This is a genomic window from Paraburkholderia adhaesiva (assembly GCF_021390575.1).
In the GTDB taxonomy this organism is placed as follows: Bacteria; Pseudomonadota; Gammaproteobacteria; order Burkholderiales; family Burkholderiaceae; genus Paraburkholderia; species Paraburkholderia adhaesiva.
On record NZ_JAJEJQ010000002.1, the window covers coordinates 311,778 to 334,465 of the forward strand.

At 67.4% G+C, this 22,688-nt stretch carries 28 protein-coding genes; 8 read left to right on the forward strand and 20 right to left on the reverse strand.

Going from position 1 to position 22,688, the window contains the following annotated elements; genetic code table 11:
* Nucleotides 1–2: 2 nt before the first annotated feature.
* From L0U80_RS16890 to L0U80_RS16955, 14 genes are all read right to left on the reverse strand, one after another.
* Nucleotides 3–791, reverse strand: a complete 789-nt coding sequence (locus L0U80_RS16890; RefSeq protein WP_233867088.1) for a phage baseplate protein — start codon at nucleotides 789–791, stop codon at nucleotides 3–5.
* A 10-nt stretch (nucleotides 792–801) separates the two neighbouring features.
* Nucleotides 802–3,006 carry a phage tail tip lysozyme gene (locus L0U80_RS16895; RefSeq protein ID WP_233867098.1) on the reverse strand — a complete coding sequence of 735 codons (2,205 nt, stop codon included), beginning with the start codon at nucleotides 3,004–3,006 and terminating at the stop codon, nucleotides 802–804.
* A complete protein-coding gene (locus L0U80_RS16900; protein WP_233867100.1) occupies nucleotides 3,003–3,245 on the reverse strand; it encodes a hypothetical protein in 243 nt (80 codons plus the stop codon). The genes L0U80_RS16895 and L0U80_RS16900 overlap by 4 nt, the downstream gene beginning before the upstream one ends.
* Complete coding sequence (locus L0U80_RS16905) at nucleotides 3,242–3,625, reverse strand: hypothetical protein (RefSeq protein WP_233867101.1); 384 nt, start codon at nucleotides 3,623–3,625, stop codon at nucleotides 3,242–3,244. The genes L0U80_RS16900 and L0U80_RS16905 overlap by 4 nt, the downstream gene beginning before the upstream one ends.
* Nucleotides 3,622–4,056, reverse strand: a complete 435-nt coding sequence (locus L0U80_RS16910) for a phage tail fiber protein (protein WP_233867104.1) — start codon at nucleotides 4,054–4,056, stop codon at nucleotides 3,622–3,624. The genes L0U80_RS16905 and L0U80_RS16910 overlap by 4 nt, the downstream gene beginning before the upstream one ends.
* Nucleotides 4,057–4,130: 74 nt before the next feature.
* On the reverse strand, nucleotides 4,131–5,618 hold the full coding sequence (locus L0U80_RS16915) for a DUF3383 domain-containing protein (RefSeq protein ID WP_233867107.1): 1,488 nt from the start codon (nucleotides 5,616–5,618) through the stop codon (nucleotides 4,131–4,133).
* 57 nt (nucleotides 5,619–5,675) lie between these two features.
* Nucleotides 5,676–6,296: a phage neck terminator protein gene (locus L0U80_RS16920; protein ID WP_233867110.1), complete on the reverse strand. Its 621-nt coding sequence runs from the start codon at nucleotides 6,294–6,296 to the stop codon at nucleotides 5,676–5,678.
* 17 nt (nucleotides 6,297–6,313) lie between these two features.
* Complete coding sequence (locus tag L0U80_RS16925) at nucleotides 6,314–6,742, reverse strand: hypothetical protein (RefSeq protein WP_233867113.1); 429 nt, start codon at nucleotides 6,740–6,742, stop codon at nucleotides 6,314–6,316.
* Between the two features lie 3 nt (nucleotides 6,743–6,745).
* Nucleotides 6,746–7,339 (reverse strand): hypothetical protein, encoded by a 594-nt coding sequence (locus L0U80_RS16930; RefSeq protein WP_233867116.1) that lies wholly within the window; start codon nucleotides 7,337–7,339, stop codon nucleotides 6,746–6,748.
* 13 nt (nucleotides 7,340–7,352) lie between these two features.
* The gene (locus tag L0U80_RS16935) at nucleotides 7,353–7,838 is read right to left on the reverse strand and encodes a DUF4054 domain-containing protein (RefSeq protein ID WP_233867119.1); all 486 of its coding nucleotides are present in this window, start codon (nucleotides 7,836–7,838) and stop codon (nucleotides 7,353–7,355) included.
* Nucleotides 7,839–7,846: 8 nt separating this feature from the next.
* On the reverse strand, nucleotides 7,847–8,320 hold the full coding sequence (locus L0U80_RS16940; RefSeq protein ID WP_233867122.1) for a hypothetical protein: 474 nt from the start codon (nucleotides 8,318–8,320) through the stop codon (nucleotides 7,847–7,849).
* A gap of 10 nt (nucleotides 8,321–8,330) precedes the next feature.
* A complete protein-coding gene (locus tag L0U80_RS16945) occupies nucleotides 8,331–9,365 on the reverse strand; it encodes a major capsid family protein (protein WP_233867125.1) in 1,035 nt (344 codons plus the stop codon).
* Between the two features lie 120 nt (nucleotides 9,366–9,485).
* Complete coding sequence (locus L0U80_RS16950) at nucleotides 9,486–10,016, reverse strand: structural cement protein Gp24 (protein WP_233867128.1); 531 nt, start codon at nucleotides 10,014–10,016, stop codon at nucleotides 9,486–9,488.
* A gap of 24 nt (nucleotides 10,017–10,040) precedes the next feature.
* The gene (locus L0U80_RS16955) at nucleotides 10,041–11,759 is read right to left on the reverse strand and encodes a DUF2213 domain-containing protein (protein ID WP_233867130.1); all 1,719 of its coding nucleotides are present in this window, start codon (nucleotides 11,757–11,759) and stop codon (nucleotides 10,041–10,043) included.
* Between the two features lie 181 nt (nucleotides 11,760–11,940).
* On the opposite strand from L0U80_RS16955, the gene L0U80_RS16960 reads away from it, so the two are divergent.
* Entirely contained in the window at nucleotides 11,941–12,456 is a 516-nt protein-coding gene (locus L0U80_RS16960) for a hypothetical protein (RefSeq protein ID WP_233867133.1), read from the forward strand.
* Here L0U80_RS16960 and L0U80_RS16965 read toward each other — a convergent pair.
* The 5 genes from L0U80_RS16965 to L0U80_RS16980 all read right to left on the reverse strand — a co-directional run bounded on the left by L0U80_RS16965 (nucleotide 12,434) and on the right by L0U80_RS16980 (nucleotide 18,148).
* On the reverse strand, nucleotides 12,434–13,276 hold the full coding sequence (locus tag L0U80_RS16965; protein WP_233867136.1) for a phage head morphogenesis protein: 843 nt from the start codon (nucleotides 13,274–13,276) through the stop codon (nucleotides 12,434–12,436). The two genes, L0U80_RS16960 and L0U80_RS16965, sit on opposite strands and share 23 nt — an antisense overlap.
* A 22-nt stretch (nucleotides 13,277–13,298) precedes the next feature.
* Nucleotides 13,299–14,825 carry a DUF1073 domain-containing protein gene (locus tag L0U80_RS16970; RefSeq protein ID WP_233867139.1) on the reverse strand — a complete coding sequence of 509 codons (1,527 nt, stop codon included), beginning with the start codon at nucleotides 14,823–14,825 and terminating at the stop codon, nucleotides 13,299–13,301.
* 329 nt (nucleotides 14,826–15,154) lie between these two features.
* Nucleotides 15,155–16,210, reverse strand: a complete 1,056-nt coding sequence (terL, locus tag L0U80_RS31810; protein WP_373322270.1) for a phage terminase large subunit — start codon at nucleotides 16,208–16,210, stop codon at nucleotides 15,155–15,157.
* Complete coding sequence (locus L0U80_RS31815) at nucleotides 16,093–16,809, reverse strand: HNH endonuclease (protein ID WP_373322272.1); 717 nt, start codon at nucleotides 16,807–16,809, stop codon at nucleotides 16,093–16,095. The genes terL and L0U80_RS31815 overlap by 118 nt, the downstream gene beginning before the upstream one ends.
* Before the next feature lie 916 nt (nucleotides 16,810–17,725).
* Nucleotides 17,726–18,148, reverse strand: coding sequence for a hypothetical protein (locus L0U80_RS16980; RefSeq protein WP_233867154.1), 423 nt, complete (start codon nucleotides 18,146–18,148; stop codon nucleotides 17,726–17,728).
* Between the two features lie 175 nt (nucleotides 18,149–18,323).
* On the opposite strand from L0U80_RS16980, the gene L0U80_RS16985 reads away from it, so the two are divergent.
* From L0U80_RS16985 to L0U80_RS17015, 7 genes are all read left to right on the forward strand, one after another.
* Nucleotides 18,324–18,623: a hypothetical protein gene (locus L0U80_RS16985; protein ID WP_233867157.1), complete on the forward strand. Its 300-nt coding sequence runs from the start codon at nucleotides 18,324–18,326 to the stop codon at nucleotides 18,621–18,623.
* 116 nt (nucleotides 18,624–18,739) lie between these two features.
* Nucleotides 18,740–18,946, forward strand: a complete 207-nt coding sequence (locus L0U80_RS16990; protein ID WP_233867161.1) for a hypothetical protein — start codon at nucleotides 18,740–18,742, stop codon at nucleotides 18,944–18,946.
* Between the two features lie 141 nt (nucleotides 18,947–19,087).
* Nucleotides 19,088–19,456 (forward strand): hypothetical protein, encoded by a 369-nt coding sequence (locus tag L0U80_RS16995; protein ID WP_233867179.1) that lies wholly within the window; start codon nucleotides 19,088–19,090, stop codon nucleotides 19,454–19,456.
* Complete coding sequence (locus tag L0U80_RS17000) at nucleotides 19,453–19,701, forward strand: hypothetical protein (protein ID WP_233867182.1); 249 nt, start codon at nucleotides 19,453–19,455, stop codon at nucleotides 19,699–19,701. The genes L0U80_RS16995 and L0U80_RS17000 overlap by 4 nt, the downstream gene beginning before the upstream one ends.
* A gap of 206 nt (nucleotides 19,702–19,907) precedes the next feature.
* Nucleotides 19,908–20,270 carry a hypothetical protein gene (locus L0U80_RS17005; protein ID WP_233867185.1) on the forward strand — a complete coding sequence of 121 codons (363 nt, stop codon included), beginning with the start codon at nucleotides 19,908–19,910 and terminating at the stop codon, nucleotides 20,268–20,270.
* A gap of 124 nt (nucleotides 20,271–20,394) precedes the next feature.
* Complete coding sequence (locus tag L0U80_RS17010) at nucleotides 20,395–20,988, forward strand: DUF3489 domain-containing protein (protein WP_233867189.1); 594 nt, start codon at nucleotides 20,395–20,397, stop codon at nucleotides 20,986–20,988.
* Nucleotides 20,985–21,440 (forward strand): hypothetical protein, encoded by a 456-nt coding sequence (locus tag L0U80_RS17015; protein ID WP_233867192.1) that lies wholly within the window; start codon nucleotides 20,985–20,987, stop codon nucleotides 21,438–21,440. Before L0U80_RS17010 ends, L0U80_RS17015 begins: the two co-directional genes overlap by 4 nt.
* On the opposite strand, the gene L0U80_RS17020 is transcribed toward L0U80_RS17015, so the two are convergent.
* Complete coding sequence (locus L0U80_RS17020) at nucleotides 21,412–22,656, reverse strand: site-specific DNA-methyltransferase (RefSeq protein ID WP_233867195.1); 1,245 nt, start codon at nucleotides 22,654–22,656, stop codon at nucleotides 21,412–21,414. The two genes, L0U80_RS17015 and L0U80_RS17020, sit on opposite strands and share 29 nt — an antisense overlap.
* Nucleotides 22,657–22,688: the final 32 nt, after the last annotated feature.

A 22,688-nucleotide genomic window follows, 5' to 3' on the forward strand; every position in this document is an offset into this window, starting at 1 on the left:
GCCTACGCGAAGACGCCCGAAAAGGCGGTCTCGAGTGACGCAGCCACGCCCGAGAAACCCTGCGTGAGCTGCGTCGAGATGGCCGCCTCGATCTGTGTGACCGACTGCTGCGCATTCGCGAACATTGCCGCGACGCTCGCCGACGCCTGCTGCAGCGGCGTTTGCTGGTTTGTCGGCGCGGGCAGATCCGCCGCCGTGCACACCCACCCCTGGCTCTGCGGATCCGCGCCCGAGGGCTGTGCCGTGTTCGAATACGATGCCTGGGCGCTCGTGCGGATCTCGGCGAAGTGGACCTCCGCCGTGATCAGCGACAGGCCCGTCGAGCTTTTGCGCGCATAGTCGACCCGGTCGACGTTGTAGCTGCGATAGGTGATCTCGGGCGTCACGATGTTCACGAGCGTAAGCGACGTGCGCAGGAACCCGAGTTCTGCGAGGAAGGTGTCGCGACCCATGTTCTTCCCGCCGCACGACAGGCGCAGCGTCAGCTCCTGCGGCTGTGTGGTCTTGTTGTAGGAGGCGAACGAGCCCTGCTCGACCGGATAGGTGGCCACGCGCCCCTCGCCGCGATAGCCGAGGTCGACCAGCGAATCGGGCGTAATGAGCGCGTTGCCCTGGTCGTCGGCGAGGATCCACTGCGGCGTATCACCCGGCAGGAATCCGAAATAGTCGAGCCCCTGCAGCGTCTGCGCAGCCTGCACTGCACCGGTCAGCACACCTATGGCAAGCGGCACGCGGGCGAGGTCCGGCACGCCCGCCACGGCTGGCACATCGGGAAACGGGATCAGCGGCATCACCTCACCTTCAGCTCATGCCGTAAGCCGCGCCCGCGATCAACCCGTTCTGGTTCAGCTCGTCGCGCATGTCCGCCACCATGGCGTGCCCATCACGCGTGTCCGAACCATAGACGTTCACCGTGCCGATATGGGTGTCGGTGCGGTTGTGGCTGTTGACCATCGATGCGCCCGCGCTCGCCTGGTACGCCGCGCTCATCATCGGGGCCGCGGCGGGCAGCGCAGCGCCAACCCCGCCGGGCAGCGACGCATACAGCGCGCTTGCTGCCGCCGAGCGTTTGCCGATCTCCTTCTCGACATTCAGGGGCCGCTCGTATTTCGCCGACACGATCGCGCCCGCCTCGCCTGCGGATCTCGCGCCTCGCAGCGCACGGCCTGCGGCCTGCTCCTGGCCGCGCGTGAGTTCATAGTTGACGAACTGCAATTGCTCCTCGAGCGACGAGCCGCGAATGTCGTGACCAAACACGCGCTTGAATTCGGCCTGCCGGTCGGCGTGCCACTGGCCGATGCCATAGGCGGCACCGCGATCGCCCACGATGTTGGGCCGCAGTCCACTCTCGATATTGAGGTTCGCTGCGATGCCCGCTGCCTGCTCGCGCGACCAGCCCATCTTCATGAACGCCGCCGCAGCGGACTTCGCACTTCCGGTCACGACCGACCCGGGAGCCGCCCCTGCGCCTGCCGGTAGCTCAGCCGCAGCGGCGTTCGTCGACACTGCACCGGCGAGATCCTGCGCCGCATCGATAAGCGCCTGCGAGGCCGCCTTTGCCCCATCAAGTTGTGACTGCGCGGCCTTGTCCTGCGCTTTGGCTGCCGTCTCGAGCGGATTCGCGCCCTTCGCGATGGCCGCGGCAATCTGCTCGTTCGTCCGCCCCCCGGATCGGGCCGTCAGCGCGCGCATCAGATCGAGCGGGTTCATCTCGGCGGAGGCCGTCCACCAGTTGCCCTTGCGGATATCCTCTGCGGCCTTCCTGCGGTCCACATCCGGCAGGCCTGCCGCTTTCGCGACCTGCAGGCCGCCATAGGCCGCGAGACCGGCAATGCCCAGCGTGGAAGCGAGACCGCCCCCCGCCGCCGCCGTGGCGGCCCCTTCAGCGGCGGCTGCACCGCCCGCTGCACCACCGAGCCCCAGCATGCGACCCACGCCCCCCAGCACGGTTTTCAGGCCACCGAGCGCCCCCGTGAGCTTCATGATGCCGCCGAGCGTTGAAGCCGCCATCAGCGTGCCGAAGAGGCCCGCCGTCAGATCCGGGTGCGCCTGCATGAAGGTATTCAGGCCACCGAGCGCGGTATTGAGGCCCCCGATCGCGGGCGTCAGGTCCTGGAACAATGTGTTCTTCACGTTGTCCCACGTGGTGGCCAGCCGCGCCCAGGCGCGGCGGGTCTCGTCGGCCTGCTTCGCGCTCGCTTCGCTGACCGCCGAATTGCGGTAGCTCTCGTCATAGAGGGCCGACAGCGCGCCGCGCCCCTGGCGCAGCATGTTCAGCGTCCCCTCGTCGATCCCCAGACGCCCGGCCCACACGATCTGGTCCTGGCGGTTCGGCATCTTCTGGAACGCCGCCGAGAGATCGAGCAGCACGTCCTTCATCGGACGCATCCGGCCCGACGCATCAGTCACCTTCACGCCCAGTTGCTGCAGCGAGGCGACCACCGTGTTCGACACGTCGCCCGCCTTGAACGCCTCGATGCCGCCGAGGATCGACTGCACCGATTTGTCGAAGCCCTCGGCGGTGCCCCCCAGGGCCTGCTTTGCGCTCTGGTGCCACGCGTCGAGTTCGCGCGCGGACAGGCTGAAGTCTTTCGAGGTCTGCAGCAGCCGCGACTGCCCGCCCACCACCGACGTGAAAAAATCCTTGATGGCCGACGCGCCGAACGCGGCGGCGGTCATGCCGAGGATCTCGTTGCGCACCTTCTCGTACTGGCGCTCGAGCTTCTTCGCCTCGGCCCCGGCGGCCTTCGCCGCGCGCACCTGTTCGGCGGCGGCCTTCTTCGCCGCCTTCTGGGCTTCGGCTGCCGCCTTCTTCGCGGCCTTCTCCTGTTCAGCACCGGCCTTCTGCGCGGCTTTGGCTACGGCCTGCGCGGCCTTGTCGGCGCTCGCCCCCTGGTCGTTCGCGAGCGCCTTGCCCGTGGCACTCGCCTCGTCGACCCCCGCCTTGTAGGCCGCCGTGTCGAGGCCGAGCCTGACGATCAGCGTATCGATGACGGTCGGCATCATGGACTCCGCTGCGCTTTGGCGGCTTCGGCTGCGTTATGACAGTTCACGGCGTGGATCTCGATCAGGTCCCACAGGTCCTCAACGCCATAGACGCTCTGCAGTTCAGCCAGGCTCGCCAGACCGCTCGTGACCACGAAGCCGATCGAGGGCGGCACGTTCAGGTAGTCCATCCGGCGCGCGGGTTGGCCATGAACCGGGCCGTCAGGAATGCCGAAGTCGAGAACCTGACGGCCCGTCAAAAACCCGTGTGCAGGCGCATCACCTCGCGCCGCAGCGCCAGGCGCGTGGCGATCTCCTCGATGTCCTCGGGCACCAGCTCGCGCACGATCGCCGGATTGGCGGGATTGGGCTGGAAGCGCACGCACGCCATCATCTCGTCGAGCAGCGGTCCGGCGTCGCTGAAATCGATGCGCATGAGCGCCGACAGGCCAATGCGCGCGAGCGCTGCCATGCCTTCGTGCTCGATGCCGGGCGGCAGATCGACACCCGCGCGACCGATCGCCAGCAGCACGCGGATCGCCCACCGCTCGCCCGCGTCGGCGGGCATCTCGGTGAGATGAAACACCTTGCCCCTGTCGCGGCCTTCGGCCTGCACGGTATAGGCGAGGGTCTTTCTCATGATGTGCTTTCGCCCACGATGCGCTCGAACGCGATCACATACGAGACGTATTCGAGCACGCGCTTGGCGTTGACGATCGGGTTGCCCGAACGCAGGATGCCGTTGAGCAGCGTGTACTTGCGCGAGATCGACGGCACCGCGATCGATCCGTTCGCATAGAACACCTCGCGCGCGGTGCGCTGGTAGGTCATCCAGTTTTCGAACACCGGCATCGACGGCGAGTCGGGCATGATCGCCACCTTCAGCAGCGTCGGATTGAAGATGAACCCGCCCGACATGTGGCCGTCCACGCCCATGACGATCTCGGCCAGCTCGATCGCCTCGGCGCTGAACGCGTCGTCGGCGGCGTAGCCCTGGATCGACTGCGGCGCGGGATAGAGGTTGGTCACCGCGAGACTGAAGGCCGAGTTGGCGGAAGTGATGGTGGACATGCCGTGCCCCCCTTGTCGAATGACCGTGCCTGTCACCGCTGTGCCGTCACCGGTGTGTCATCACCGCTGTTTCGTCACATCACGCAGATGCTCGCGAGCGTGAGCGTCTGGATGCTGCCGCCGTCGGTGTAGTACAGCGTCATCGAGGGGCTCGCGCGCGCTGCGCGGATGGCGGCGGTGGCCGGGGCGATCTGCAGATAGAAGCCCTTGGCCTCAATCGACGGCGAGGCATCGAAACCGAGTGCGTTCTGGATGGCGCTGACTTCGCTGTCCGAGAGTTCGATGCCGGTGCGGATCGCGCCGAAGTTCACGGCATTGCCGATCGGGTCCATGCAGGCCGCCTCGACCATCGCGTAGCCCGCGTCGTTGTACGGCAGCGACCCCACGTTCATGAGCAGCGTGATCATCGCGAGCTGCAGGTTCGCGTTCAGCCAGATCTGGTCGAGGAACGAATCGAGCCACGCCCACTGGCCCGAGATCGAGCCGGGGTAGGCGAAGTTGAACGATTGCGTCGCGGTGGCCCACGCGCCGAAGAAGTTGTAGCCGTTGGCCTGCAGCGCCAGTGCGTCCGAGGCGTTGGTGACGCCTGGCACGAGCCCACCCTGGTTGCGAAACGCGAGCGTCGTGCGGCCATTCAGGCGGTCGAAGTCGAGCGAGGCCGCAAAGCCCAGCACGAAGGCCGCGTGCGTCGCATCGCCAAAGAGCGGCACCGAGCCGTCGAGCGCGTCGGCCTTGAGCACCGCGCCCCAGCAGGTGGTCGACCCCGAGACCTTCGCGCCCGGATCGGAGTCGTAACCCACGTAGCCAAAGCGGTACGACGTGCCGTTGGCCCACTGCGAGAACGCGAGCTTGTCCGCCAGCGGCGGCTCCCACGTGGTGGCGAAGAGCGCCCAGTTCTGCGAGACGTTCGTGATGAGGTCATCGAGAAACGTGGCCGGGTCAGCGGCGTCCGCACCCGGCGAGACGGTCGCGCCCGAGGCCGCGTCGAGCGCGAGCGCCGTGGCTGCCGGGCCAGTCGCTGCGGCGATCGTCGAGGCCGCGCCCGTCGTGGCCGAGGTAATCACGAACGCCTGGCGCTGCGCATCGAACGTCACGTCCGCGCCAAGGTCGGTCGCAAGCGTCGCTGCCGCATCCGAAAAGCTCGTCGCGCTGGAGAGGTCCACCGTGGCGTCCAGAACCACGCCGTCAACCGTGACGCTGAGGTCCCCTGCGACGGCCTGCAATGCGCTGAGGCTCATCGACGCGAGCGACGCCCCGCACAGCCACGCCGCCACCGGCACTTCGTTGTACTGCGCGAAGTACAGGGCACCCGGTGTCTTCGTGCAGTTCGTGTAGCCCGCGAAATAGATCGTCGCCATCGCAGCCTCGGTCGAGGCCGCGCCGAAGGTCGAGATCACGTCCTGCTTGTCGGCATACACCGGTGCCTGGCCGATGGGGACCGACGCGGAGTGCGTCAGAACCAGACCGTTGAGGTTGACGGCATTGCCCGCCGCCGCGAGCACGCCCGGGTTGACCCGGACGATCTGTCCAATGGGAATACTGCCGGGAATCGTGTTCGGCATGACCGCACCTCAACGGTGAGGGTTTTCGGGAGTCCGGAGCAAAACGCTGTCGACCAGTCACGCGGGTTTGTGTCGACCTCGCGTGTCGATCTCGATGAGGCCATCCCAGGGCTGGACGGTCGTGGTTGTGGCGGTCGCGGGGTGGCCGGCGTTGCCGATCTCAAGCGAGGCGGCGAAGTCCTGCGGCACGGCGACGGCGGGGTTGACCTGCAGGACGAGGTCGACGCTCCAGCGCGTCTCGACCTGCTGCTCGCCGTTCGCGAACGGGATCTGGCGGGCTTCGCTCGCATAGAGCGGTGCCAGGTCCAGGCCCTGCGTCTGTCCATCCCCCGCAAGCGCCTCACACGCCGTCGTATCGCGCCACAGCGTGGTCACGAGCTGGGTGGCATCGGCGCCCGCCGGGCCGTGGAGGTCGAGCTGCACGGTGAGCTTCGTGGCCTGGCGCACGGCCTTCTCACAGGGTGCATCCGGGTAACCGTCGCTGTACGTGGTAACGTTGGTCGACAGCCGCTCGCGCAGCACCGGCGTCATCACGACGAAGTCCACGCCGACCGGTGGAGGCACACGATTGTCCTGACCGGCGATGACCTCCGTGCCCTCCGGCAGCACCGCCAGCAAAAACGCGCGCAACACCGCCAGCGCCTGACTTTCGTTCAGGCTCAGCAGCGGGCGAGGCATGATGCAAACTCAGGCGATCAAGGGTGGGCGTGCGATGAGGCGTGCTCAGTGGCCGGGTTCAACTGTCGGGTACAGCAGACCTTGCACCAGCCATCGGTGAGCCACCAGTTCTCCAGCACGAGCGCCACGAGCCACAACGAGCCCGAATCTGATCCATCGGGCAGCGTGACGAGGTCGCCGCCCTTCACCTCGGGGCGCAGCACGCCCTGCCAGTTGCCGTTCAGGTACAGCGCGCGACGCTCGCCCTGCAGGTTCAATCCGTCGAGCTGCAGCAGGTCGCGCCAGGTGAGCGCCTGCACCTGGGCCAGTACCGGCACCGGGTCGGCGTAGGCCGGCGTGCGCCGTCCGTCCGGCCCGGTCGTGTAGCCGGTCGACGCAGCCAGCGTCACGGTCAGCCACGGATTGACCGCCGCGACGCAGGGGCCGACCACGCCGTGAAGATTCATGACTCACGCCCCGGTGCCACCGGGGTCGATGCGCCAGGTGGTGCCCCTGAGCATCGTGCCGCTGTCGACGAGCGGGTCGTCGACACCCTTCTTCGCGATGGTCGAGGGCGCGTTGGGCGGGTCCGTGAAGTTGCGGATCGACTCGATCAACTCGCCGTTGATGGCTTCGCCCATCAGGTCGAGCGCACGACCGGCGTCGTAGTTCACGGCGACGAGCACGCGGCCGAGGTCACCGCCCCAGTGCGGACTCTCCTTCGCGACCATCGAGCGGAAGAACGGCCGCGGCGGGATCGTCACGGTGTAGGCCGGCACCTCGTGCGTGGTGCCGAAGTTCGACTGTTTTGCCTTCACGAAGCGTCCACCGCGCAGCAGCGCCCCTTCGCGACCGAGCTTGCGGTAGACGGTGGTCTCGTGCGCGGGTACGTTCACCGTGCCGCCGAATTCGTTCACGGTGGCCACCTCGACCACCGGGGTGTTGTCCGCTTCGGTGGCGCGGCTCATGAAGCCCACCTCGAGCGTGCCCGCTGCCGCGAGCTTCGCGGTGGCCGCGCGCAGGACCGCCTCGAGCTTCGCGCCGCCGGTGATCGTCGCCGCCATGTTGCTGACCTCATCAACGTGTGATGAAGGGTGCATAGGGATCGAGGTTGCGCGGCGGGGGTGCCGCGATGTAACGCATGGTGCGGTACGCGGCAGTGGCGGCCCAGAACTCGGCGCCATACGGCGTCTGGTTAAACCACTGCGCACTGCCCGGCGGCACGTCCATCTGCGTGGCGACCGACACGCTGCCTTCGGTGGCGCTGGTGATGCGCCCCACCAGCGGTGAAGGCCCTGCCGAAGCCGCACTGGTCGAGCCGCCCGACGTGGCACCTGACGCCGTGCCCTGGGGCATATTCAGCATGGCCAGGTGTGCGACGAGCAGGTTCAGGAGCGTCGCGCGGATCGCAAGGTTGCGCACGGGACTCATCGGTGTGTTGTCGCAGAACAGTTGCGCCTCGCCGAAATACGCCTGCGCCTGCTTCGGCTTGACGCTTGCCGCCAGCGACGGATAGCGCGCGGCCCACGTGCGGTACGAGAACACCCCCCCCCCGGTCGGCATGATCCTGCTCACTCTTTCGACAGCGGCGCGAGATCCTTGCCGGGCTTCTTCGGGTCCATCGGATCGAGCCCGCTCTTCACCTCGCCGCGCTCGCCGGCCTGGTCCTCGACCGATGCCTTCTGTTTGTGCGCGAAGATCAGGCCGTGCTTCACGGCGGGCAGCTCCGCATGGTCCGCCAGCCACTGCTCGAAGAATGCGCGCGGCACGTGCTCGGTGATGCCGAAGCCCGCCACCGCATGCGGTGAATTCGCGCCATTCAGGGTCACGCGACGGCGCAGCTCGCCGTGCTTGACGATGTCCAGATGCAGGCCCTGCGGCAGGCGGCACGCCACCGTCACGGTGTCGCTGGAGGCTGCCGGTGCGACCGGGGGCGTAGCGGCAGCGGGCTGCAGGACCGGTGAGCCGGGTGTCTTGTCGGGTGATGGTTCAGCTTTGCCTGCAGTGGTGGTCGCGGATTTGCTGCCGCTGGTACGCGTAGCCATGTCGTGCTCCTCAGACGCCGAGCATTGAGGCGATCGCGAACGGCTGGAACAGCACCGTGCCCCACGAGCCCTGCGACTTCTTCTGCTTGAAGCTGCTGGAGTCGCGCACGATGCCATGCGCGCGCAGCTTCTCGGTGAACGCGCAGTAACCGGTCTTCTGCCCGTCGATGGCCTCGGCGATCAGTTGCAGCAGGTTGCCGCCCGCCGGGTTCTGGTACTGCACCGCCGTCTCGATCTTGAGGTTCGGGAAGTTCTTCTTCAGCAGGTCGGTCACGTTGACGTTGTACATGTTCGTCGTCGTGAGCGCGACGCTTGAGGACGGGGCCATCGCCAGCGTCATGCGCGCGTCCATTTCGATGAGCCCCCCCGACTGCAGCACCAGCTCGTTAAAGAGCGTCTGGATGTCGGTGTAGATCTCGTTCGCGCTCGCGGTCACCGCGCCGTTGGTGATCCATGGTCCCGAGGCGTTGTCGTTGAACGCCTTGGCTCCTGGTGTGAGCGAGGCCGCCAGGCGCGGGTCGTTCAGGAGGCCGTAGTTCTGCAGGCCCGCCACGCCGAAGAAGTACGTGTTGTTCTGGAACTTGTCGAGCACGATGGCCGAGGCGATGTTCACGCGCGACACGTAGTCGATCTTCGCGAGCGAACTCATCTCCAGTTGCCGTTCGCCCCACTGCGTCATGGTCTGGTAGTGGTACGACTGCCGCTGCGGGAAGTCGGCGTTCGCGCTCACCGAGCCGTTCTCGTTGTAGTCCCCATAGCTGGAGACCTCGCCGGTCGATTCGATCACCGGGAAGGTGGCGGTCAGCGTGGTCCAGTTACCCTTCTTTGCCTCGCCGAGGATGGCGGCGGCCTTGTTGGGCGTGACCAGGATCTCGATGAACTCCGGGTCGATGAAGTTGGCGAGCCACGCGGGAATGCCGGCGTTTGGCGCGGTGACGAGCGGCCCCTGCGCGTCCATGGCGAGCAGCGCCGTGGTGTAGTCGAGCACCTCCGGCATGACGATGCCGAAGGTGCGCTCGAGCTGGTCGAAATCGCTATGTCGCATGATGGCCTCGCGCGTTAAAAAGGAAGGCCCGCGACTGCCGGGTCAACACACCGGTGTCAGTCGCGGGCCTTCAACGGGGACGTTTCGCTGGGCGTTGGGCGCTGGGCGATGGCCACGCCTTTATCCGGGCGGCCAGGACGAGATCTTCATGAGTTCGCCAGGCGCTGCCGCCGACATCACGAACCACTTGGTTTCGACCGCCCCGGCCACGCTCGCGCCCGCAGCACCCGGCGAGGCCGAGCCATCGGTGGTGCTGGCGAACGCCTTGTCGCCCGCCGCAGACGGTGCGCTGCCCGCGTTGCGCGCCCAGAAGTCGCCCGCGCTGTGCAGCGTCACCGGCAGTCCTGCGGGCACGAGCAGCGTCGATTCAGCGAGCCACTGCGTGATAAGCGCCTGCTGCTCGCGGTGCACGAATCCGGCGGGCACACCGGTGCCCGCGTTCGATACGAGGTTGTAGAAGTCGACCTCGCCGGAACTGGCGTTCTCCTCACCGTTCGACGCGGCCCAGGCAAAGCGCCCCACCATCACGCCGTCGGGTCCGGCCACCAGCGACCCCGGGCCTGCCAGCACCGAGGCGCGCGGATTGGCCGAGGCGAAATCGCCCTCAACGGCGGGCGAAGGCTGCACATAAACCTGCTGCTGGAATCCCATGACTGTCTCCCGGGTCGAGCTGCTTCAGCCAAGCTGTTTCACATTGGCCGCATGCGGGAAGCGCTCGGCGAAGCTCTTCATCGAGGCCGCGTCCATGGCGGGTTGGCCACGATTCAGCGGGCGCTGCAGGCCGGGCTTCGCTTGTGCTTCGAGGATCGCGCGGTACGCGCTCGGGTGAACGCCGTCCAGCCGCACGCCGAGCGTCGTGAGCGCGGCGCGGTAGACCTCCTCGGCACTGTCCTGCGCGAGCGCCAGGTGCCCCACCCACGGCTGCACGAACGTCTCGGCATCGGCCACCGCGCGCATGCGCCGGATCGCGGCGGTCTCGGCATCCTTCGCGGCCTGCTGGGTGGCCTGCCTGACCGCCTCGCGCATGGCCGCGTCCATCGCCACGCGTGCGTCCCGTCGCACCTGGGCGATGGCCGCATCCATCGCGGGACGGCTCACCGGATCGGTGTCCTTCGCGGCCGCAGCAGATCCTGTGGCTGGCACGGGCGGCGCGGGCGCACCCGGCGTCGGTGGCGGCGTGTCGAGCGCTGACATTTCGTCCTCCTGATCGCCCGCGAGCTTCAGCGCGCGCAGCTTCGGCTCGATCGCGGCCAGATCCTCGTCGCTGAGCTTGCCGCGCAGCGCGCCGAGAATCTCCGCGATCGGGTCCGCGTCCTGGGTGCTGCCCGGCACGGGCGGCGCCGGTGGCCCATCCGGCTTCGTCGTCGGGTCTTCGTCCCCTGCATCCTCCGTGTCGAGGCTGTCGAGCAGCGACACGAGGTTCTCGATGTCGGCGTCGGTGGCCAGCTTCGGCTTGAGCGCCGCAAGAATCGAGGTCTTGCCTGCCGCCCAGTTCGCGCACGTGAGACCCGAGAGCGTCGGACCCAGACCGCTACAGGCGTCGGCGGCCAGCGCGGGGCGAAAGCCCAGCAGCGCGCCGCGCACGAGCGCGCCACGGCGCGAGAGTTTCGGCCCCTTCGGTACCACTGCGGTTGTGCTGCCCATGATCGTCTCCAGTGCTGACGGTTTTGCATCCCCCACCGCCACGTCGGGTCCGGCGCGGCCCGCGCGCACCAGCGCCACGTGGTTGCCGCGGATGTCGCGCATCACGCCGTCGTAAGGCTCGCCCCCGTACACGCCCGGCGTCATGTCGGCGCGGTAGTAGTAGGCCGACGAGATCTCGCGGCGCGTGTCGGTTTCGATCCCGCGGATCGCCTTCGCGTCCCACACCACGAGGCTGTTGCGCAGATACGGGGCCTCGAACACCGCGTCGCTGCCGGTGCTGCCGACCACGATCTCCTTGCGCGGCACAGCGGCGCTGACCTGGAGGTGCTCGCGCCCGGTCTCGTCGAACGCGTCGATCAGCGGGATGCCGTTGAAGGTCAGGGCCGCGCGCGCGAGTTCGCCGGGATCGCGCAGGAGGCGATAGGTACGCTGCGCGTCCAGACCCAGCGCGTCGCCCTCCGGGATCTCGCTGCCGAGGTACGGCGAGACGTTGGCCTTGCTGATCGGCGTGATGGCGACATGCAGCCGCCCGTCCTGATCGTAGGTGCGCACCGACGCGCGGTCGAACGCGAGGTGCCGAGCGTTGCGGGTCTCGCACCGCGCATCGCCGGCGCAGTCACCTCGATAGCCATGTGCATGGGCCGCAGCGCCCTGACGCTCGGCGTCGGAGCGCTCGCGATAGCAGTGGCCATGCGCACCCCACCGCCAGCCCTCGCCACCCTCGGGCAGCGTGCAGCGTTCGACCGGCATGGGGCGTTCTCACAAGACGGCGCGACTTATCCACATTTCTGGTGGATAAGCCTGGGGACAAACTGAAGGGGACGGGTTAGGATGCCCAGTACTGCGCGGCGCCGGTTATGCTGTTACTTGAGGCACCATGCGTGTTCCTTGAAGAAAATCTTCCACCGGTTGCTACTGAGGTATGTTGACCATGACCACGCCGATTTCCCGACAGGAACCAAAACCTTTTGGAGAGGACGTGGTGAGCGCCGCCTTTCTCGGCGCATGTGCGGGTGTAGTTACATTTGTGGTTTTCGGTTTCGTCATTGAGTCGATAACACTTTCATTCTTCAATGGCGCGCTTTTACGCAATATCGGTTTCGGAATAGTGTGGGTACCAATAACTCTCCTGATTTTTGGGCTGCCTGTAACGATCGTGGCCATGGTCCTGCTTGGAGTTGCCGTCGCTACTGGATACCAGTTTGAGATTCGGCGCGCGACGTTCTACTGCGCCGCAGGCATTGCGACTAGCACGACAATCGTGCTTCCAATATTTTGGAAGGTGGCCGTTGGTCGTCACGGAACCGGCGTCGTCGGGCAGGTAGACCTCGGATTCAAAATCATATTAGCCGGGCTCCTGGCGGGGCTCGTACTCTGGAAACGGGCAAACAAACGGTTCGCAAGTCAGCGCTCGAACATGCGCACTAACCAGGCAAGTCCGCGCTGAGCCCTGGGATCACCGAGCGACTCACGCAGCGGCAGTTAGGCTCCCGTCCCGGCCACGTCCACACGCCATCCAGATACAGGCCCTCGCTGATCGTGTAACGCTGGCCGTCTGCCGCCACATGAGAGGGCCTCGGATGCCTGCCGCCATGGCTGTGCAGCCAGATCGCCTCGGTAATGCCGAGCCCCGCCTGCCTCACCCGCACCACGGTCGCCGTCGCCTTGCTGTTCTGGTCGCGCGCGATGAACGCCGCACGCCGGCGCGTGAGCGCATAGCGCTCCTGCAGCTCCTTCGTGAGACCGCCCACGTCCTGGCCGGTCTGCACGCTCCTCATCACGATCCCCTGCACGTCCGCCAGATGCGTCTGCGCGACCGAGCGGATCAGTCCGATGTTCTCGCCGATGGTGGCCTGCAGCGCGTCGTTGGCCTCGCGCGTGAGGCGAAAGTCGACCGCAAAGCCCTCGCGTTTGAGCGAGGCCGCGAACGCGCCATCGGTGTGGCCCAGCGCACTGCCGGCGAAGCGTTGCGCCAGCGTCGGCGCGATCTCGTCGAAGCGGCGCTGCCAGCGGCGCGCCAGCTTCGCCATGGTCCGGCGCAGCAGCCTCGCGGGGCTGGCATCGTAGGCCAGCGTCATGGCGACATCACCCGCCAGCTCGGGCTCGTTCGCGCGGTAGCACGCGCGCAGCCAGTACACGAGGCTCGCGTGCATCAGGTCGATCGGGCGCTCGAGCCGCCGCCGGTAGGCTGCCTCGAGGCCCGCGTTCGGGCGCACCGGCACGAGCGTCACCGGCTTCGCGGTCGGCGCCACGATAGAGTGGCCCATGATTCGCCCGCCCCATCACCCATCACGACGCGTGCTGGAACTCCAGCTCCGCGCCGCCCGCACTGCGCAGCGTCTTGAGCGGCGGCTCGGGCGGCTCGACGTTCAGATCGAGCGACGCATACGGGCCGTCCTCCTGGTCCGCCAGCCGCACGCGCGCTTCGTCGGGGCTGATCACGCCCGCGTTGATCAGACCGATATCGGTGTCGGCCTCGACCTTGCGCATGTTCGCGAGCTGCTCCTCCGAGAGCGTCCACAGCGGCACATAGCTGAAGCCGATGTCCGGATCGATCCCGCCGAACAGCGACAGCTGGATCACGTTCAGCAGGCGCGTGAGCGGCGCGGTAAACAGCGCCTCCTGCTGCGCCTCGATCCATGCATAGAAGGTGCGAAGCTCCCCCTCGCTGGTGGCGTTCAGGCCCGAGGGCGTGATGCCGAGCAGCACGATCAGCGGGATGCCGGTGACCGCCGCCATGTGCTCCTGCGACTGCGCCTGCAGGCGGTCCAGACTGCCGAGCGGCGCGGACACGTTGGCGAAGTCCTCGGTGTCGCGGTCGATCATCATCAGGTGCCGGTTGTCGCGCGCCTGGTTGAACAGCACCGCGCGGCGCAGCATCTGCTCGGCGCCTTCGGCGTTCAGGACCGCCGCCAGGTTCGTCTTGAGCACCATGGTCGAGAACGAATGCAGCAGATCCGACACGCTCTGGCGCGTGCGCAGCCAGTTGTCGACGTAGGGCTTGGCGATCTGCGAGAGGCTCAGGCCCCCGAACGCATAGGCCGGTTTCAGCATGTCGGGCAGCGGGCGCGACACGAACGTGAGCAGGCGGCTGGCATGCACCTGGCGGTTCATCACGAACCAGGTCTGCGGCTGGTAGAAGTCGGCAGCGAGCGGATCGGTCGAGTTGTACACGCCCGGGTAGGTCCAGACCGGCTCGACCACCTGCAGACGCCTGAGGCCCCCGGGGCCGATCTTGGTGCGGCTGTCCGCGAGCGGCGCCACCAGCTCCTCGGGGCGGTCGTCGCCCATGTCGAGAAACAGTTGCGCGCGCCCGAAAAAACCGTCCTGCTCGGCGGCGCGGCGAAACGCCGCCTGCACGTTCAGGCGTTGCATCTCGGCGTCGATCTGCGCGATCTTCTCGCTGCGGTCCTCCTCGCCCGCACTGTGCAGGCGGATCCACTTGCGCGTCATCTCCTTGGCGAGAATCTCGGCGGGCCGCCGGTACTCGGGGCGCTGTGTGAGTTCGGCCAGATACGGATAGCCGAGAAAGCCCAGCCCCTCGGCGAACGCACTGCCCAGGGCCCAGCGGTAGTTTGCATCGCACGCCGCGTCGCAGGCGAGCTTGGTGTCCTGCGCAATGACACCCGGCGCAGCCGGCGGCAGCGTGAACGCCTGTACGCGCGGGGCGGGCGCGCCCAGCACGCCGAGCGCCGACTCGCGGATATGGTGGGGCCCGGGGCCATCACGCGCCGGCGCGTGCGGCGGCAATGCCTGCGGCGTCGCCTGGACAGCCGTGCGCCTGCGCCAGCGCTGCAGGAACGAGATGCCAGCCATGACAGGAGATGCCGGGTTTGACGCAGATCACAGACCAGGCGGGATTGACCTCACCGCAGTCCGCCATTGCGGTCTAATGACCATCTGATTTCCTGCGGCAATAACACGCATGCATCTGACAGTCCTCGAGCGCAACAGGTTAAGAATGGCGTCCCGGATCAGCCTCGCAGCCATCGAGACGGTCACGGCGCAGTTGCATGAGAGCAATCCCCTGGCGTTTCACACGGCCCACACCATGGCCCTGCGGTTTTTCCTCCACAGGCCCCGACACATTATCCCGATGGCAGGCTACGTCTATCTGGCGCGCCGGCAGGAATGCGACGGGATCGCTATACCGCTGCCAGCGCCGCATCCGAAATCCGCATCGGACGACGGGCAATGAGCAGCGCGAAGGCGCGCGAGAGCGCATCCACCTGGTCATCGTGCGTGCCGAACGGGAAGCCGCGCAGCTCGGCAACGAGCGCCGCATTCCAGTCGCCCCGCAGCATCAGCACGTTACCCACGTTGACCTGCGCGGCAAAGGGCTCCGCGCGTGTGACCTTGTCGCCAGTCTCGGGCGACGAGGTAACGCGATAGCCCTCGAGTTCGCGCGTCAGATACAGCACCTGCGTGCGGCCAGCCTGCCCGGGATCCTGGGGCAGGCCCACGCGCGTGCGCGCGCTGTCGAGCGCTGCGGTGGCCGCGATGATCGCGTCACGCCGGTCCGGTCCCCAGCGACCCCGCGTCATATCGCCGATCACAAACCGTCCATCCGCGAGGCGTCCGAGCTTCGCGCCCGCCGTCCAGTCGCCATCGCCCTCGACGCTCGCCAGATCCCAGCCGCGCACCCAGTCGATCCATGTCGACGGGACGATGTCGACGACCGCGATCTGCTCGGGTTTGAACAGGTCGCCCTCGGGCGGCACCGGACGCTGCTGGTAGAGCGACGCCCACGTGCGTGGGTTGGCCTCGTACTGCGCCCAGTGCCGCGCGTCGAACCACTCCGGCCACAGGTACTCGCCCGCCGCACGACCGAGCGGATCGGTGTCGGTCTCGCAGCGCGCCTGCAGGCACAGCACCTCCCATGTGTTGCCGTCGCGGCACGCAATCTGACCGCTCTCGCCCGTCCAGCCTTCGGGGAGGATGCGGCCCGCCAGATCGTCCTCGTGCCAGCGAGTCATCACCAGAATGATCGAGCCACCTGGACTTAGCCGCGTCTTGATGTCATTCTCGTAGACATCCCACACATTTTCGCGAACGACTTCGGACTCTGCCTGCTCCCGTCCCTTTACAGGATCGTCGATGACGACGCAGTTGTGGACGAGGATGCCGTTCGCGAAAAGACAGCGGGTTCCAGCCACCTGGAGGTCGTAGACCGTGGCTGCGCTGCGTACGCACTCAACCAGGACCACAGGATCCGCTTCGGTTTCGAACGCTCGCCTGCATGCAACTGCTCGTGACAGGTCTTGCACAGCGTCACGAGATTGCTCCAGCGATTGTTGGTGGGGTTCAGGTCGATATGATGCACCTGCAACGGCCCGGTTGAAGCACAGACCACACACCGGTTGCCGTCGCGCTCCCGGATATGAACGCGGACCTTGCGAAACGAGCGCGCCCCACGAGGGTCCCTTCGCGCCGGATATAAACCATGTCGCCAGCCCGGATTGGCCTGCCCCAGCATCTGCATTGCATGACCGTGATCCGCGCATTCGCGCGAGCAGAACCGTCCCGGTGTTTTCGAGGTCTTCGGCCTGAACAGCCGGTTGCAGACTTCGCAGGGCCGCAGCGCAATCGCCGAATGCTCGCGCGCATGTGCCCGCCTTTGTACCCGCGCCTGCGCCCGACACGCGTCCGAACAATACCAGTGGTGAGGTGCAAGCCCCGTACGCCCACACTGCCTGCAGGTCGATTCGGCGAAACCGCGCGCGTGGTTCACTGCCCTCTGCTGGCACGCGTGACCGCAATAGATCCCCTTCAATCCGTTGCGCCTTGCCTTGTTCAGCATGTACGCCGGGCGCACCAGGCTCGCATGGCACCAATCGCAGCAGACGATCACCTTTGGCCAGAAAACGCGCCTCGACCCATCCCCGCGTGGTCCAGAACCGATGATCTCCTGTAGCTTCGACCACTGCTCCAGCGTAACTGACGATGCGATAGAAACCTCGCGCCTCACGCCGAGCCACGGCCTCGACGCGTCGATAAACCACGCGTCCGGTATCGTGTTCGTAGCTGAGCACGTCACCGGAGTAGTTCCTGTCAAACAGCGCTTCGATCGCTAGTGGTCCACCACGCGTGTGAATCATCGTGCCTGTACACAGACAGTTAGCACGGTTACCCGTCAGGCCGGACAGAATCCCGCACGCCAGATACTCGCTGCCGTTCGTCAAGGCGAACGCGTGCGCGGCGTGCGAGTCGGCGGTCAGCTCCGTGCCCCAGATGCGCTGGTATCGCACCTGCCGCACGATCGAGCGGGTGCGCCGTCCCATGCGGCTGGCGAGCGCATCGCCATAGCTCGCGAGGATCAGGCGTCGGTCGGGCGCGGCTCCGAGGTAGTACGACGGGAACACCACCGAGGCATACGAACTTTTACCTGCGCCCGGCGGCGTGAAGATCATCAGCCGTCCATGCGGCGTACGGCTCGTGACCTCCACGCGAGTGAGGATCAGCCGGTGGTGCGCGGCCAGCGGCGCGGATACCGGCTCGAACTGCTCATCCTCGTCGAACTGCGCGTCGGGGTCGGCATCCTCGCCAGCGGCGTCGCCCACCGGGCGGCCCGGCACCTCGATCGCGTTGGCGTAGTCGAGGATGTTCGCGCGCGCACGGCGGCGCACCAGCAGCTCGGCGGCGGCGGCATCCGGACCGACCGCCTGCGGGCCACCGCGCTCCCCCTTCATGGCATCAGGACCCCGCCAGCACGACATTCATGGCGACTCTCCCGAGGGACCCGGCAGTCTGCGCCGCCGCTGACGCGCTTTCGCGACAATGGCTTCGAGTTGCGCATCGGTCATCGACTGCACGATCAGCGGCCCGCCGCCCGGCCCCGTCAGCTCCAGCGCCTGGGCGCTCTCGCGCCAGTGCGCGCGGCACTTGAGCCAGAAGATCGCCGCGATGGTGTCGCCGCCGGTCGCCTTGCTGTAAAGCGACTGCGCGACGTTGCTGTTGGCGCGCACCGCGCCCTCGAGCAGCTCCTGCGCGAAGTGTAAGCGCAGCGTCGTCTCGGTGACGGGCCGTCCGCGCGCGCCGTTAACCAGCGCGCAGATCTCGCGCACCGGGGTGCCGCACGCGGCCAGCTTGAGCACGAGCTGGCGCTGCGCGAGGGCGGGCGTGAACTGGCTGCGCGGCATGATCGAACCTGTCGTCCACCTGTCAATCCGTCAGTATTCCTGTTCGATACACCGCTCAAGTCCTGCGCACGATCATCCCGTGCCGGTCACGTGGCGCGACCCCGCAGAAAGGACTGGATGATGTGCGCGCAGTACGCGTAAATGGCTTCACCGCCATGCACTCCGGAGTGACACGATGAACATCAGCACGAACCCCACACGCCAGGACACTCCCCAGCCAGTCCCCGCGCCGCTGAAGCCCGGTGCAGCCTGCTACGGCTGGATGGACCAATACGCCGCGCAGACCTGGCCGCTCGCGATCCGCGCGGTGGCGCGCGCCACCGACGGTTCGTTCGAGAACGCCCGCGCGTTTCTGGAAGGCAGCCTCGGCGAAAAATTCGCGCATGGGATCTACGGCGCGATAGCCCAGGGCACCCCGGCGGACGAGGCAATCACGCAGGCCATGCGGCACTGGTTCAGGCACCCGGGCTGCTGAGCCCCACGCACACCCTGCTCACGATCATGCAATCGCCTGCCAGGACGCAGAATTGACTCGATTGATCGACAGAACAGAGCGTTAATGGTCCCATCGCAATGCAGCGGAAACACATCATGACCATGCCCCTGCACCAGGTCCACCACCGCGAACTGCGCGAAGGCGATGTGCTCTACGACGCGCAGGGCCGCGAGGTCGACGAGGTGCTGTGCTTCAGCTATGGACTGAAGCACAGCGAGCGCATCGTCCATACGCGCGCAGGCTACGCCTGGGCCACGCGCGGCGGGTACCTGCAGGGCCTGTCGAACCGCAAGCCCGAATAAACCCGCCCGCACTCCCCATGCTCACGATCATTTCATCGCGCACCGGGTTGCAGGATTGACTGGATTGCTCAGGAAACCAGAGCGTTAATGGGTTCACCGCAACACACCCCGAGCGGCTAACCCAACGAAGGAAACCTGATCATGAACACCAGCACGCTGCCCACCACGCACAACGCCGGTCGCGGCTACTACGGCACGCTGTGCGGCTACTACGCCGCGATGTACGGCGCACAGACAAATTTCGGCGGCGTCGAGCGCGATACGAACGAAGCCTGGGCGCTGGCGCTGCGCACCCTCAGTGCGGTCACCGGCGAGTCGCCCGAGGCGGTGCGCGCGTTTCTCGACGGCGAGCACGGCCAGCCCTTCGCTAACGACGTGCTCGATTACATCGAACTCGGCCAGCCGGTGTACGACGCGGTCGGCAACGCGGCGTGGCGCTGGCAGCGCCACCCCACCACGCAGTACCGGCCCCTCGCCGGGGTGATCCTCGAAGCCTGGGGCGTCGCATGAACACCCCCACGCTCCCCGCCCCGCGCAACCCCGCCTGCGGCTTCTACGCCGCCATGGGCACACACGCCGCCGAGGCATGGCCGCTCGCCATCCGCACCGTCTCCAGGCGCGCGCGCATCAGCGTCGAAGCCTCGCGCGAGGTGCTCGAGTCGGTGATCGGCGAAGTCTTCGCGCAGCGCGTGCTGCTCGCCATGTCCGGCGGCAGGCTACTCGATGAGGCCATCGACCTCATGGCGCGAGGCTGATACGCCCGACCCCACCCGCCCGCACCGGCTCCCCGCCGGCGTGCTTGCTGCCGCCACCCGTGATCTGCGCACGATCATGCCCGTGCGAGCACGCCGGAAAGACCGCCCGAATCGACTCGATTAATCCGGAGAACAGAGCGTTAATGGGTTCACCGCAGCACACCGCAGCGACTCACCAGCAGGACCCGGCAACAGGACCCACGAACATGAACGCCAGCGCAAAAGCCCTCCCGACCCGCAACGAAGCCTGGGGCTTCTTCGGCACCATGAACGAACACGCCGCCGCAGCCTGGCCGCTCGCGATGGCCGCGATCGCGAAGGCCACCGGCGAGCAACCCGAGGCGGTACGTGCCTTTCTCGACGCGGTGCCCGGCCGCCACTTCGCCGACGAGGTGCACAACGGCCTGCAAGCGGGGATGACGCTCGCCGCCGCGATCGACGCCGCCACCCGCAAGTGGATGGGCTGGCGCATCGGTGCGAACACGCACCGCCACTACGGCATCCCGCGCGGCCTGCCCTGGCTCACCGGCTTCGTGATCCACTGCGACAGCGTCGCTGACAACGAATAAGGCGCGCGGCGCGGTCGCACCCTGAAAGAACGAACCGATTGATTCGCAGGACTACGCGTTAATGCACTCGCCGCGGCGCACCGCCAGCGGCCCCACTCACCCCCGAAGAAAAGGAGCAGCAACCATGGCCACCAGGACCACCCCCGCAGCGAAGAAGACCACCCGCAAGGCCACCACCCAGGCCCCCGTGAAGGCAGGCGTCAAGACCGCCGCGAAGCCTGCCGTCAAGGCCGCCACGCGGGCAGCCACGAAGGCCCCCGCAAAACGCGCCGCCACGAAGGTCGCGGCGAAGGCTCCAGCGAAGAAGACCGCCGCGAAGCCGACCGCCAGCAAGGCCACCCCGCCAGCGGCCACGCGCACCTCTCGCACGCCGAAGGCCGATACCGCCGCAGCCTCTTTCTTCGCCACCTTCACGCCCGGCACCGGCGAGGCCGCACCCGCTGCCACACCGGCCAGCGCCGCGCCCCAGGCTCCAGCCGCCCCGGCAGTCACCGCCGCGAAGGTCCACGCCCCGCGCGAGAACAGCGCCCAGGCGCGCGTGATCGCGATGCTCAAGGCACCCGAAGGCGCGACGCTCGAGGCGATCATGAAAGAAACCGGCTGGCAGGCCCACACGGTGCGCGGCTTCATCAGCGGCACCGTCGGCAGGAAGCTGGACCTGACGGTCGAGAGCACGCGCGTGGACGGCAAGCGCACCTACCGGGTGGCCACCGCATGAGCTGCCTCCCGACCGTCACACCTGTCACGCCCGGGCACGCGCAGCTCGCTGCGCGCCGCCGCCCGGATCTGGTCATCGAGCGCGAAATTCTCGCGATCATGTGGCAGCGCGCCACGCTGCGGCTCGCGCTGGCCAGCGCCCGGGCGCTGCAGGACGCGAGCGTGCCCGGCACACCCGGGCACGACGAGGCGGGCAGACACATCGGGCGCCTGCATCGCGAACTGCGTCTGATTGCCGAAGCCCTGCGCGTCGCGAGGCAGTACCACACGCAGAACGAGTTCATCATCCGGCTGTTCAAGATGCACCGCGGCCGCTCGTGTATCGCGAAACGGCGGTGGCGGGACCTCATTGCCGAGGCGCGGGAGGCACACCGCGCCCAGGACTGCGAGACGATCCTCGCGCAGCTGGACGATCTGCTCGGCGTCAGGCAGGAGACCGGGCTGACGCGGTAGCCGCCCCGTCGAACAGCGCGCCGTCCGCCTCACGGACGGCGAGTTCGCCCGTGAACGCCTCCCAGCGCCGCACGCTCACGTCGCAGTAGCGCGCGTCGATCTCCATTAGCCTCGCCACGCGTCCCATCTGCACGCACGCAATGAGCGTCGAGCCGGATCCGCCGAACGGGTCGAGCACCACGTCGCCAGCCTGGCTGCTGTTCATCGTGAGGTACGAGAGCAGCGCCACCGGCTTCATGGTCGGATGCAGATCGCTGCGCACGGGCCGCTCGAAGGCCCACACCGTCGACTGGCTGCGGTCGCCGTACCAGCGGTGCGCGGCACCGGGACGCCAGCCATAGAGCACCGCCTCGTGCTGGACATGGTAGTCATGGTGACCCAGCACGAACGTGGGCTTGATCCACTGGCAGCACTGCGCCAGGCGAAATCCGGCCGCAACGAGCGCACGCTGGAAATTTACCGACTCCCGGTCCGAGTGAAACACATACACGGGTGCGCCCGCCTCGCAGACCGCGAACAGGTTTTCGAACGCCGCCAGCAGAAAGCGGTAAAACACCTCGCTCGGCATGGAGTCATTGACGATGGACGCGCGATGCTTCGACTTGCCCTCGTAGTCGACGTTGTACGGCGGGTCGGTCAGCACCAGCGCGGCGGTGCTGTCGAGCATCAGCCGCGCCATGTCGGGCGCGTCGAGCGCGTCGCCGCACATCACCCGGTGCGGCCCGCACTGCCACACGTCGCCACGTTGCGACACGGGTGCCTCAGGACAGGCCGGGGCGTCGTCCTCGCCGGTCAGTCCCGGCAGTCCCTCCGGGCCGATGAGCCGCTCCAGCTCGCTCGCCTCGAAGCCGGTGAGCGCGAGATCGAAGCCGTCGTCGCGCAACGCGCCCAGCTCGAGTGCCAGCAGTTCGCGGTCCCAGCCCGCGCGCTCGGCGAGCTGGTTGTCGGCGAGAATGTAGGCGCGCCGCTGCGCGTCGGTCAGGTGCGAGAGCACCACGCACGGCACCTCGGCCAGCCCCAGGGCGCGCGCCGCAAGCAGCCGCCCGTGGCCCGCGATCACGCGATCCTGGTCGTCGATCAGCACCGGGTTGGTAAAGCCGAACTCCTGCAGGCTCGCCACCAGCAGTGCGACCTGCGCGGGCGAATGCGTACGCGCATTGCGCTCATACGGCACGAGGTCCGTGACCGCGCGTTCGACGATCTGCACAGGCGTCACCGGGTTTGCTACACGTGCAAAACAGCCGCTGC